Origin of the sequence: Mycobacterium colombiense, assembly GCF_001665835.1 — a bacterium.
Classification (GTDB): Bacteria; Actinomycetota; Actinomycetes; order Mycobacteriales; family Mycobacteriaceae; genus Mycobacterium; species Mycobacterium colombiense_A.
In genome coordinates, this window is record NZ_LZSX01000085.1 from 35,451 (window position 1) to 48,379 (window position 12,929).

Here is a 12,929-nt window from a genome sequence, read left to right on the forward strand (position 1 = left end):
TCTCCTTCCGCGCGAGGATGCTCTTACCCACGCCAGCATAGGCACCCGAAGTGCTACCCACCGGGCGCCGAGTGGGCATATGTTCGTAGCAAGCCTGGTTTCACACCAGCATTTCGCCGGCGGCGTCGGGAGCCGCGGTGAAAGCCGGATACCGATGACACGTGGAAGGAACGTGCGTGGAAGTTGATCGGATCGGCACCGTCGGCTGGGCCGCTGCCATCCTCGTGGTCGGCGCCGCGAGCGCCGGGTGCGGCAGCGCCGACAAGGCCTCGCCCCCGTCGGCGTCGAGCACCGCCGCTTCGACCAGTTCGAGCGCGGTCACCGGCCCGCCCTCGGGCCAACCGTCGGATTACGGCTTCTTGCTGATCAAGCCGAACGACGTCGGCGGTGGTCTCACCGCGCCGCAGTCGCCCATGCTCAACCCCAACAACGCGCCGGGGGTCGCCCAACTGTTCGCCAACGCCGACAGCAGCCGCCGGCTGTGGGACACCATCACGGTCGCCGCGGATCCGGCGGCTGCCGCCACCGAATTGGCCTCCACCCAAGGCGGTTACAACGGCAAGGTGAACGGGAGTTGGCAGCCGCTCGCCGTCGGCGCCCACGGGGTGACGATCTCGGGCACCTCACCGGACAACTCCCAGGCGATGACGGTCTTGGTCTTCACCGAAGGTAAGGCGCTGGTCAGCCTGGAATTCGACAGCGCGCCGACCGACCCGATCGATCCGGCTGTCGCCCTCGACATCGCCCGCAAGCAGGATGCCGCGGTCAAGGCGGGGCTACCCGGCTAGCCCGGTAGGGGTTACACCAGGCCGAGCAAGCGCAGATCCGCGACGTACTTGTCGATCAATGCCGCCGACAGGTGCGGAATGTCTTTGTCCGCACCAATTTTCGACGCCCGCACGGCGCCGCGGAACACGTCGGTGGGGGCCGGGGCACCGCGCAGCGGCGTCTCCGGTTTCCGGTAGGCGTCCAGCAACGGCAGGACCGAATGTTGGCGCTGCTTGTCGGGCAAGGCGCGAAGGGCGGTCGTGAACCGGCCCAGCCACTCGTCGTAGTCGTCGATGCGGCGGATGTCGTGCCCGGCGGCGATCAACCAGTCGACGAACACATCCAGCGAGATGCCGTCGTCGTGCGGGTTCATCACGTCGAAAGACCGATAGGCGCCGGAATCCTCGGCGGCCGAGGCGATCTGTTCACCGAGCGTGGTCACCGCTTCGGCCACGAAGTCGGCAGGCAGCCCGTCGTAGTGGGCGACCGACCGGTTTCCCCGCGGATCGGTCTGGTAGAAGGAGGCCGGCGCGATACCGGTGGTCAGCAGGCTGAATACCAAGCGGGTGAACGCATCCGGAGCATTCAGCTGTCCGGCATACCGGCTGTGCGCCAGGATCATGTCGGACCGGAAGACCGCGACCGGCAAGCCGCACAGGTCGTGTGCCTCGCGCAGCAACACCTCGCCGGCCCACTTGCTGTTCGCGTACCCGTTCGCATAGCTGGCATCGACCGGACGCAGCGCGCTCACGATGCGGATGTCGCCGTCCTCGGCGAACGCGGCCGGATCGACCGACAGAGCCACCGCGACGGTCGACATGTACGTGACGGGCTTGATCCGTGTGGTGATCGCCAGGCGAATCAACTCGGCGGTGCCCACCACGTTGGGGCCGAACAGTTGGTCGTAGGGCAACACGTGGTTGACCAGCGCGGCAGGATGCACGATCAGATCGACACTCTGCGCGAGGCGTTCCCAGGTGGCTTGCTCCAGACCAAGATTCGGCTCACCGATATCGCCGACGATGACCTCGAGGTGATCGGCGGCCAGCGTGCGGAATCGCTCCAGCAACTGCGGATCGCCGCTATCGAAGACGGCCTCCAGTCGTTTGGCGGCGGCCGCGGCATCCGCGGCGCGGATGATGGAGATCAGTGTTCCGCCGGTCTCGGCGAGCCGTTCGAGCCACTCCAGGATCAGGAAGCGGCCGAGGTAGCCGTTGGCGCCGGTGAGCAGGACGGTGTGCGGCGTGCCGGTCGCGCGCGGCAGGGCCGGGGCCTCGGCCAGGGTGGTCGCGTCGATGAACTTGTCCAAGGTGAGGTCCGCGGCGCGGACCTGCGTTGCGCCGCGCCCGTGCACGGTTGCGAAGGTCGGCCGCCGCGACCCGGATTCGCGTTCGGATTCAACGTATTCCGCGAGCTGACCCAGGTCGGTCGCCGGGCCGGTGATCATTCCGACGGGCACCTCGACGTCGAAGATGTCACGCAGCAGGTTGGAAAACGTCAACGCCGACAGGGAGTCGCCGCCGAGCTCGACGAACAGCGCGTCGGGCGCCGGTGGCCCGCCGGGCAGGCCGAGCAGCGCCTCGGCGGCGCGGCTGAGGGTGAAGATCACCGGGTGGTCGGCCGCGCCTTCGCGCAAGGCGCGCAATTCGGTTACCCGATTTTCGGCCAGCTCCGCGTATAGCTGTTCGAGCCGGGCGCCGTAGTGCTCCTTGAGCTTGGGCCGCAGCAGCTTTCCCACTCCGGAGAGCAGACCGTTGTCCTCGCTGAACGGCTCGGTCTCGACCACGAGGTCGACGGGCACCTCGTAGGACTGCAGCTCGGCGAGTTTGGCCGACTGGCGCAGGGATTCGCCCAGGGCGGCCTTCAGGCCGTCGGCGTTGCCGGCGAACCTCTGCGCGGCGTCGTCGGTCGGGACGACAACGGCCAGCAGATAGGGTCGTTCGCTGTTGCCGTACACGAAGATCTGGCGCACCAGCGCCGCGCTGGAGAACACCGCCTCCAGGCGCGCCACGGCGACGAACTCGCCTTGGGCCAACTTCAGCACGTTGTTGCGGCGGTCGACGTAGGCGAGCCGGCCCGGCTCCAGCTCAGCCATCACGTCACCGGTGCGGTAGTAGCCCTCGGGATCGAAGGCGGTGGCGGTGACATCGGGCCGTTTGAAGTACCCGGGTGTGGCGGTCAGCGACTTCACCAGCAATTCGCCTCGTGGATAAGGCTTGTCGGTGAGGAAGTAGCCTAACTCGGGAACATCGATGAGCTTGTAGTCCTGCACCGGCGGTTGGTTGATCCGGCCGTCCTTGGTCACCATGCCGACCTCGGTCAGGCCGTAGCCGTCGAGAACGTGGACGTCCAAACAGGTTTCGATGAAGCCGCGCATCTCGGCCGCCAGCGGCGCCGTGCCGCAGAAGGCGGTCACGATGCGTCCACCGAGGACCTGCTCGCGCAGCTCGGTCCGCGCCTGCGCCTGTGCCGCGGCGGTGTCGGCGCCCGCAACTTCGAATCGATCGACCGCACTCTGGTAGCGCTGGTATAGCATCTCCGCGACGCGTGGTACCAGCCCCATTTCGGTGGGGCGCACCAGGTTCCAGTCGTCGAACAGGGTGGACAGGTCGGCCTCCGGGACAAAGTAGCTGGTGCCGCCCGCCTGAAACGCCGTCGACAGCGGTATCCGGCCGCCCAGGTGATTCAGCGGCATGAAGTTCACGTTGATCACCGGGGTGTCGGTGAAGTCGGGCATCAGTTCGGTGGTCCACAGCTTGCAGAGCATCCGCTCGGTGTACATCGCACCCTTGGGCAATCCGGTGCTGCCCGAGGTGTACATGATCATGGCCAGCCGCTCGTCGGTGCCGCCGGTGAACATCGGCTCCGGCGGTAGGGTTCGGCCGCGTTCGATCACGTCGTCGAGAGTCTCGATGGTCACCGCCGTTCCGGTACTCGCCAGTCTCGCCTGTGCGCGTTCGACGGCCTCGCGCTGCTCGTCGACCTCGGGCTGGTAGTCGAAAACCACGACCCGCCGCAACGATGAGCTGGCCAGCGCCGCTTCGATGGCGAGGTCGAGATAGCCGACTCCGGCGGCCAGTACGGATGGTTCGACCTCCTCGACGATCGGCTTCAGTCGGGATGCCGTCGTATTGTGCTGCAGCGGCACGGCCACCAGCCCGAGGTAGGCGCACACCAGATCGATGGTGAGGTACTCGGCGCTCGCGAAGCCGACGGTGGCGACGAAGTCCCCGGGCGCAACGGGATTGGCGGCGTCGTGTCGCCATGCGCCGGCGATGGCGCGGACGTTGGCCCATAGTTCGCGGTAGGTCATGGTGTCGAACCGGGGCAGCAGTTGTGCGCTGGTTCTGCCGGTGGCGGGGTCGGTGTTCAACGAGCGTGCCCGCCAGCCCAGTGCGGGGCGGTCGGCGTAGCCCTCGGCGAAGATTTCCAGGATCTGCGGCAACCGAAGGTCGGGTTGGCGTGCCGCGCGCTGCAGCGCGGCGTCGGGCTTGGTGGTGCGGAACTCCTCGTCGTGGGCGTCCAAGTTGCGGATGCGTTCGGCTACCTGTTGCCGCGCCGCGCTGATCGGGCCTGTAGAGCTAACTTTCGCGCGCTTCGCTTCATCGGTCATGGCCCGCCTCTCGTTCAGATCAGTCCTCTACCTGAACGAACCCCCGCGGGTCAGGCTTCCGTTCAACCGTTGTGACGACTGTCACACCGTAGTCGGTCCGCGCCGGGTGAGCCGGGGCCCGGGGTGTGGCGTTGGCGCTCAGGCCACGACCTGAATGGGATCGCCGACGTTCACCTGGTTGAAGTACCAGGCGGCGTTGTCGGGGCTGAGGTTGATGCAGCCATGACTGACGTTGGCGTTGCCCTGGGAATCAACCGACCACGGAGCCGAGTGCACGTAGACGCCGCTCCAGGTGACGCGAACGGCGTATTGGGCGGTGATCTTGTATCCCTCGGGGGAACTGAGCGGGATGCCGATGGTCCGCGAGTCCATCACCACGGTGCGCTCCTTTTCCAGGGCGGTGAAGCTGCCGATCGGGGTCGGCCGCTTGGGCTTGCCCATTGACGCGGGCATGGTGCGCAGCACCTCTCCGTTCCTACTGACGGTGAAGGTGTGCTCGGAGATGCTGGCGACCCCGAGTAGCGCATCGCCGGTGTCGAAGCCCGTCGACAGGGCCTGCACGCCAACCGACACGTGGGTGTGGGCGGGCCAATACTGGTTGGGAACCCACTGCACAACGGTGTTCTGGATCCACTCGAAGTGCCCGGGGGTGCCGCTGGGCGACGTGACATGGATCGATCGTTCGACGGCGGCCCGATCGGCCACCGGCGCGGTGAACGTCACCATGACAGGGTGGGCCACCCCCACCACGGCGCCGTCAGCGGGCAAAATCGAGGCGACTTGGGCGTCTGGTTGTGGTAGCGGCACGGCGGCGGTGCTGCGACCGACCGGCGCCACCAGGCCCACAGCCGTGATCGCGACCATAACAAATAGATAACGAACACCCCGACGCATAGCGTCCACCCTTCGAGATGGTGCGATCAACACATCGACATTCTACTGGTTACCCACTGACCACCGGTTTCAGCAAACAATGACAGGTCGGCCCCGCCGCCACGGTAACGATTCGAGCACCGATTGAGTTCAACCGCGCCGGCGCAGCGGAATGAGGGTGGTGCCGCGCGTGATGCCGCCTGCGGCCATTGCACCGAACTCGGGCCGCGATCGCGTGAAACCGGCACCGATACTGCGGTTTTCGCAGCTGCGGCCTTCCGGCCCGCCCAATCAACCGAATTCATAGGGATAGCCGCCGAAGTCGTGGCCCAAACGTTCGGCTTGGCCCGCCCGCCGGCGACGAGTTAGCCTCAGCGGGATCGGCGCCCCAAGGCCGAAGCCCGAACCCGAGGAGTGCGGGTGCTCTTCCGTCAACTGGAATATTTCGTCGCCGTCGCTTCCGAGCGGCACTTCGCCCGGGCGGCCGAGAAATGCTTCGTCTCGCAGCCGGCGTTGTCGGCCGCGATCGCCAAGCTGGAGCGAGAACTGAACGTCACGCTGATCAACCGCGGGCACAGCTTCGAGGGGCTCACGCCCGAAGGCGAGCGGTTGGTGGTGTGGGCCAGGCGGATTCTCGCCGAGCACGACGCGTTCAAGTCCGAAGTGGACGCCGTGCGCTCGGGCATCACCGGAACCCTGCGGCTGGGCACCGTTCCCACCGCGTCCACGACGGCGTCACTGGTGCTCTCGGCGTTCTGTTCCGCGCATCCGTTGGTGAAGGTGCACATCCTGTCCCGGCTGGCGGCCACCGAACTGTACCGGCGCCTGCGCGAGTTCGAGATCGATGCCGCCATCGTGCATGCGGCGCCCGACGAGGCTCACGACGCGAACCTGGTTCCGCTGTACCAGGAGCGCTACGTGCTGTTGGCGCCCGCGGACATGGTGGGATCCGGCGCGGCGACGATGACCTGGGCGGAGGCCGCGCAACTCCCACTGGCGTTGCTCACCCCCGACATGCGCGATCGCCAGATCATCGACAAGGCGTTCGCCGACCATTCCATCACCGTCAGTCCACAGGTCGAAACCGATTCCGTCGCATCATTATTCGCGCAGGCATCGGCGGGCAACTGGGCATCCATCGTGCCCCACACGTGGCTGTGGACGTCGCCGCTGGGGCCGGACATCCGGGCGGTGGAGATGGTCGATCCGGTGCTCAAAGCCGATGTCGCCCTGGCCACCAACTCGAGCGGACCCGGGTCGCCGATCGCCCGCGCGCTGGCCGCGTCCGCCGGACGGCTTTCGCTGAACGAGTTTTTCGACGCTCAGCTGTTGGGCCTTACCCGCCGGCGCTGACCGCGGCCGGCGGTCGGCTGGCCGCGCTGGCCGGGTTCAGGTTGGACAGGTGCCCGCTCTCCACGCCCGCCGCCGGGTCGAGTTCGCAGTCGATGAGCGACGGCGCCGCGGAGCCGATCGCCTCCGTCAGCGCCGCGCGCAACTCCGACGGGGTGGTGACATGATATCCGTTGCCGCCGAATGCTTCCGCGAGCAGCTCGTGGCGTGCCCGGGCGCTCAGCACGGTCGGGGCCGGATCGGATCCCGTTGCCGCCGCGCCGGCTGTGGCCTCGTCGCCGCGGTAGACGCCGCCGTTGTTGAGGATGACGACGGTCACCGGCAGCCGGTAGCGGCAGATGGTCTCGATCTCCATGCCGCTGAAGCCGAATGCGCTGTCACCCTCGATCGCAACCACCGGCTTGCCGGTCTCGACGGCGGCGCCGACGGCGTAGCCCATGCCGATGCCCATCACGCCCCAGGTTCCGGTGTCCAGCCGGTGCCGCGGCAGCTCCATGTCGATGACATTGCGGGCAAGATCGAGCGCGTTGGCTCCCTCGTTGACGACATACACGTCCCGGTTGTCCTGCAGCACAGAGCGAATCGCGCCGAGGGCGTTGTAGAACCGCATGGGGTGCGGATCCTCGGCCAGCCGCTCGCTCATCTTGGCGTCGTTTCGCGCGGTGCGCTCGGCCAGTTCGCCGACCCAGTCCGTCGGCGCGGTGATCGGGCGCGCGGCCACGCCGTCACACAGCGCGGACATCACCGAGCCGATGTCGCCGGCCAGCGGCGCATCGATCTGCTGGTTGCTGTCGAACTCGGACGCGGCGATGTCCACCTGCACAAATTTGGCGTCCTGGTTCCATTGCGGTGACTCCCCATGGCCCAGAAGCCAATTCAGCCGGGCGCCGACCAACAGGACAGCGTCGGCGCGCGAGATCGCCAGCGAGCGGGCGGCCGCGGCGGACTGCGGGTGTGAATCCGGCAGCAGGCCCTTGGCCATCGACATCGGCAGGAACGGAATCCCGGTGGCTTCGACGAACTCCCGAATCACGTTGTCGGCCTGGGCATACGCCGCACCCTTGCCGAGCACGATCAACGGCCGCCGCGCGTGGGCCAGCACACCCAGCGCGCGGTCGATCGCGTCCGGCGCGGGCAGCTGCCGGGGTGCGGGATCGATCACCCGCCAGACGGTGTGCGCCGCGGCGGCGGCGTCCATCGTCTGGCCCAGGATCTCACCGGGGATGTCCAGATAGACGCCGCCGGGCCGGCCGGAGACCGCGGTACGGATGGCGCGCGCGACGCCGCGCCCGATGTCCTCGATCCGGCCGACCCGGTAGGCCGCCTTGGCGAACGGCTTTGCGGCGCTGAGCTGATCGATGTCCTGATAATCGCCGCGCTGCAGATCCACCAGCGCCCGATTACTGGAGCCGGAAATCTGGATCAGCGGAAAGCAATTCGTCGTGGCGTTCGCCAGCGCGGGCAGCGCATTGAGGAAGCCGGGCCCGGACGTGGTGAGGCAGACGCCGGGACGCCGGGTGAGGAATCCGGCGGCGGCCGCGGCGTTGCCGGCCGAGGCCTCCTGCCGAAAACCGATGTAACGGATTCCCGACGCCTGCGCGACGCGGGCGAGGTCGGTGATCGGGATGCCGACGATGCCGTAGATCGTCTCGACGCCGTTGGCCTTCAGCGCGTCCACTACAAGGTGAAAGCCGTCGGTCAGGCCCGTCGGGTCCGGAGATGCCGAAGCGGTGGACATGTGGCGACTCCTCGGATGCTGTGCGGTACTGCCTTGGCAATCACTGTGGCCCCAGCGCACCCCACGTGTCCAAGACGAGGGCACTATCCAGCGATTTACATCGTCTATCGTGGCAGGTCAGCGCGATGCTAGCGCGAATCAATAGCCGCCGGTTATCAATCGTGAGCGGATCGATATTGGCGCACCGAACGGCCGCCCGGCAGGGTGGCATCGGTAGCAAGAGTGAAAGGAATGCGGCGATGACAACCGACGCGATCACCACCGGCGAGGGGTCCACGGAATCCGCCAGCCCCGGCATCGCCGATCTGGTCGAGGCGGCGGCACGCCGGTCGCCGGAGGCGCGGGCGCTGGTCGTCACCGCCGGGCGCATATCGGTCAACTACCGCGAGATGATCCGGTTGGTGGACGATCTGGCCGCCCAGCTGAAGGCCGGCGGCCTGCTCCCGGGCGACCGGGTCGCGCTGCGCGCCGGCAGCAATGCCGAATTCGTCATCGGGCTGCTGGCCGGGTCGCGCGCGGATCTCATTGTGGTGCCGCTGGATCCGGCCCTGCCCGTCGCCGAGCAACGCGCCCGCAGCGCGGCGGTGGGCGCCCGGGCGGTGCTCGTCGACCAGGCCGCCGACGCCGACAGCGACACGGCTGCACCAGATGGCTTGCCGTGGTGGCCGATCGCGGTGAGCGTCGGGTCCGACGCCCCCGCCGCGGTGAGCCTGGATGTCACCGCGGCACCCGCGCGTGGCGTGTCCACGCCGGAGGGGCTGCGCGACGACGACGCCATGATCATGTTCACCGGCGGCACCACCGGTGTCCCAAAGATGGTGCCCTGGACGCGCCACAACCTCGCCCGCTCGGTGGCGGCCATCATCGCCGGCTACGGGCTCGGTCCCCGGGACGCGACGGTGGCGGTGATGCCGCTCTACCACGGGCACGGACTGCTCGCCGCACTGCTGGGCACCCTGGTGTCCGGGGGAGCGGTGTTGCTGCCCGCGCGCGGAAAGTTCTCGGCGCACACGTTCTGGGACGACATCGAGGCCGTCGGGGCCACCTGGTACACCGCCGTCCCGACGATCCATCAGATCTTGCTGGAGCGCGCCAGGACGGAGCAGCCGGGTGGGACGCACGCCCTGCGGTTCATCCGCAGTTGCAGCGCGCCGCTGACCGCCGAAACGGCGCAGGCGCTGCACGACACGTTCTCGGCACCGGTGGTGTGCGCGTTCGGGATGACCGAGTCGACCCACCAGGTGGCGACGACGGCCATCGGGGGCGCGGGCAGCAGCGAAAACCCCGGTGCCACACCCGGTCTCGTCGGCCGCTCGACCGGACCGGAAATCCGGATCGTCGGGCCCGACGGTCAGAAGCTGCCCGCGGAGACTGTCGGCGAGGTGTGGCTGCACGGCCCGACCGTGGTGCGCGGCTACCTCGGCGACCCGTCCATCACCGCCGCCAACTTCACCCAGGGCTGGCTGCACACCGGCGACCTGGGCACCCTGTCGCCGGCCGGTGACCTCGTCATCCGTGGCCGCATCAAGGAACTCATCAACCGGGGCGGGGAGAAGATCTCGCCGGAGCGCGTCGAGGGCGTCCTGGCCACCCACCCCGACGTGCTCGAGGCGGGCGTGTTCGGCATGCCGGACAAGCTGTACGGCGAGACCGTGGCCGCGGTGATCGTCGCCCGCGGATCGGCCGCGCCGGCGGCCGACGAATTGGCGGCGTTCTGCCGTGACCGGCTGGCGCCCTTCGAGGTGCCGGCCGAGTTCCAGCAGGCCGGCGAGCTGCCGCATACCGCCAAGGGCTCGTTGGACCGCCGCGCGGTGGCCGAGCAGTTCGGCCGCAAGGCCTGAAAGACGGGGTTCTAGACGGTGGCGTTCAGCCGGGCGGCCGCGGATTCCGGCATGGGTTCGTAGCGGGCGAACGAACGGGTGAACGAGGCGGCGCCGTGCGCCAGGGACCGCAGGTCGATCGCGTAGCGGGTCAGCTCCACCTGCGGTACCTCGGCCTTGACCACGGTGCGCTCGTGGCCCGCGGTGTCGGAACCGAGCACCCGGCCGCGCCGGCTGGACAGGTCACCCATCACCGCACCGACGAAATGGTCGGGCACCAGCACCGAGATCTCGTCGATGGGCTCGAGCAGCGCTACCTTGGTCGCCGCGGCGGCCTCGCGCAGCGCCAGCGAGCCCGCCATCTGGAACGCGAAGTCCGACGAGTCGACGCTGTGCGCCTTGCCGTCGAGCAGGGTGACGCGGATGTCGACCACCGGATAGCCCGCATGCACGCCCTTCTCCATCTGCGCCCGAACGCCCTTCTCCACGCTCGGAATGAACTGCCGCGGCACCGCTCCGCCGACCACCTTGTCGACGAATTCGAACCCGGAGCCTTCCGGCAGGGGCTCCACCTCGATGTCGCACACCGCGTACTGGCCGTGCCCGCCGGACTGCTTGACGTGGCGGCCGTGGCCTTTTGCCTTGCCGCCGAACGTTTCTCGCAGCGGGACCCGCAGCTCCACGGTGTCGACGGTGACGCCGTACCGATTGGCCAGCGCGTCGAGCACGACGCCCGCGTGCGACTCGCCCATGCACCACAGCACGACCTGGTGGGTTTCGGGATTCTGCTCGATCCGCAGCGTCGGATCCTCGGCGGCCAGCCGTCCCAGTCCGACCGACAGCTTGTCCTCGTCGGTCTTGGCGTGCGCCGCAATCGCGACCGGCAGCAGCGGCTCGGGCATGGTCCACGGCTTCAACACCAACGGCTCCGACTTGTCCGAAAGCGTGTCACCGGTTTCGGCGCGGCTCAGTTTGCCGATCGCGCAGATGTCACCCGCCACCACGGCCGTCGCCGGGCGCTGCTGCTTGCCCAGCGGGAAGGACAGCACCCCGATGCGCTCGTCCTCGTCGTGGTCGGGGTGCGCGTGGCCATCGCCGTTGGGCGTGCCGAAGAACGACGCAAAATGGCCCGACACATGAACCGTCGCGTCGGGCCTGATGGTGCCGGAGAACACCCGGACAAGGCTGACCCTGCCCACGTACGGGTCCGACGTCGTCTTCACCACCTCCGCGAGCAACGGTGCGTCCGCGGCACACTTCAGGCTGGCGTGCGGCGCACCGACCTGTGTGAAGACCTCGGGCAGTGGGTGTTCCATCGGTGACGGGAAGCCGCGCGTCGCGACCTCCAGCAATTCCAGGGTGCCGACGCCGCTGCTGCTGCAGACCGGGATCACTGGAAAGAACGACCCCCGGGCGACGGCGCGCTCCAGGTCCTGAATGAGCACGGATTCGTCGATGGCCTCGCCCCCGAGATAGCGCTCCATCAGGGACTCGTCCTCGGATTCCTCGATGATTCCCTCGATCAGGGCGCCGCGCGCCTCCTCGATCTGCTCGGCGTCGGAGGGATTCGGTGGCTGCACGGTGCGCTTGCCGTCGGTGTATTCGTAACGGGTCTGCGACAGCAGTCCGATCAGGCCGTGGCAGGACGGCAGGTCGGTGGGCAGGTAGAGCGGTAACACCTTGTCGCCGAACGCATTCTGCGCGGCGGCCAGCGCGTCGGAGTAATTCGCGCGGGTGTGGTCGAGCTTGGTGATCACCACGGCGCGGGGCATGCCGACCTGGTTGCATTCCTGCCACAGCGATTTGGTGGGCTCGTCGACGCCCTCATTGGCCGCGATGACGAACAGCGCGCAATCCGCGGCGCGCAGCCCGGCCCGCAACTCGCCGACGAAGTCGGCGTATCCGGGGGTGTCGACCAGGTTCACCTTGACGCCGTCGTGCGACAGGGACGCCACGGCGACGCCCACCGACCGCTGTTGGCGGATCTCGGCATCGTCGTAGTCGCAGACTGTGCTGCCGTCGGCGACCGAGCCGCTCCGGGTGAGCACACCGGCGGCGACCAACAGGGCTTCTACGAGTGTGGTTTTGCCGCCACCCGACGGCCCCACCAGCACGACGTTGCGAATTTCGTCCGGACCGTTGGCGGTAGGAGCGCTGCCCGCTCCTTGGGAACTAGTTGTCCTGTCGGCCATGACCTTTCCTCCAGGTTGCCCAGGGCGCGCCGTTGCTGACCTAGCAAGCACCTATCTAGCTACCATTCACCCAACTTCGGTTGACCACAAGACCGTCGGGACAGATCAGGAGCGCGGGGCGCGCTGCGGCTTTCGGGCGCCGCTCAGTAGTGCCAGCTGGACCAACGCTGCACCGCGACCTCGATCACCGGTCCGTCGTCCAGCGAAACCAATTGGTATTGAGGGTATTTCGCGCGCAGCAGGCGGCGGCCGAGATCAACGGCGTCGCCGTCGGTGTGGACGGTGGCCAGACCGTCGGCGCGCACCCACCACAGCTGGGTCCAATCCTCGGCGTAGTGATCGACGAGCAGGCTCACCCGCGGGTTGTCGTCGATGTTGGCCAGACGGCGCAGCCGCCGCGTCGTTTTCGGTTTCGCGTCGACGGCCGTGTAGACCACGTCGCCGGTGTCGGCGGCGACCGCGAAGACCACCGGCACCAGGTGGGGCAGGCCACCGGGCGCGACCGTGGCCAGCCGAGCTACCGGCGACCGGGTGAAGCTGGCCTTGGGGTCGAATTCGCCCACCGGGTCAGCTTA

The 12,929-nt window shown here is 68.1% G+C and carries 8 protein-coding genes; 3 read left to right on the forward strand and 5 right to left on the reverse strand.

Translation table 11 applies throughout. The features are described from left to right. Window positions 1-176: 176 nt before the first annotated feature. Window positions 177-788, forward strand: a complete 612-nt coding sequence (locus tag A5760_RS20365; protein WP_064884099.1) for a hypothetical protein — start codon at window positions 177-179, stop codon at window positions 786-788. 11 nt (window positions 789-799) lie between these two features. Here A5760_RS20365 and car read toward each other — a convergent pair whose 3' ends face one another. Further along, a complete protein-coding gene (gene car / locus A5760_RS20370; RefSeq protein WP_231122687.1) occupies window positions 800-4,381 on the reverse strand; it encodes a carboxylic acid reductase in 3,582 nt (1,193 codons plus the stop codon). 138 nt (window positions 4,382-4,519) lie between these two features. Next, a complete protein-coding gene (locus tag A5760_RS20375) occupies window positions 4,520-5,275 on the reverse strand; it encodes a L,D-transpeptidase (protein ID WP_064884101.1) in 756 nt (251 codons plus the stop codon). 399 nt (window positions 5,276-5,674) lie between these two features. Here A5760_RS20375 and A5760_RS20380 point away from each other — a divergent pair, with 399 nt between their 5' ends. Further along, window positions 5,675-6,607: a LysR family transcriptional regulator gene (locus A5760_RS20380; protein WP_064884275.1), complete on the forward strand. Its 933-nt coding sequence runs from the start codon at window positions 5,675-5,677 to the stop codon at window positions 6,605-6,607. Here the strand turns inward: A5760_RS20380 and oxc are convergent. Then, the gene (gene oxc, locus A5760_RS20385) at window positions 6,591-8,342 is read right to left on the reverse strand and encodes an oxalyl-CoA decarboxylase (protein WP_064884103.1); all 1,752 of its coding nucleotides are present in this window, start codon (window positions 8,340-8,342) and stop codon (window positions 6,591-6,593) included. The genes A5760_RS20380 and oxc overlap by 17 nt on opposite strands. Window positions 8,343-8,581: 239 nt before the next feature. Here oxc and A5760_RS20390 point away from each other — a divergent pair, with 239 nt between their 5' ends. Beyond that, complete coding sequence (locus A5760_RS20390; RefSeq protein ID WP_064884105.1) at window positions 8,582-10,183, forward strand: FadD7 family fatty acid--CoA ligase; 1,602 nt, start codon at window positions 8,582-8,584, stop codon at window positions 10,181-10,183. 11 nt (window positions 10,184-10,194) lie between these two features. Here the strand turns inward: A5760_RS20390 and A5760_RS20395 are convergent, their stop codons facing one another. Beyond that, window positions 10,195-12,354 carry an elongation factor G-like protein EF-G2 gene (locus A5760_RS20395; protein WP_064884107.1) on the reverse strand — a complete coding sequence of 720 codons (2,160 nt, stop codon included), beginning with the start codon at window positions 12,352-12,354 and terminating at the stop codon, window positions 10,195-10,197. Window positions 12,355-12,497: 143 nt separating this feature from the next. Then, the gene (locus A5760_RS20400) at window positions 12,498-12,917 is read right to left on the reverse strand and encodes a TIGR03668 family PPOX class F420-dependent oxidoreductase (protein ID WP_064884109.1); all 420 of its coding nucleotides are present in this window, start codon (window positions 12,915-12,917) and stop codon (window positions 12,498-12,500) included. Window positions 12,918-12,929: the final 12 nt, after the last annotated feature.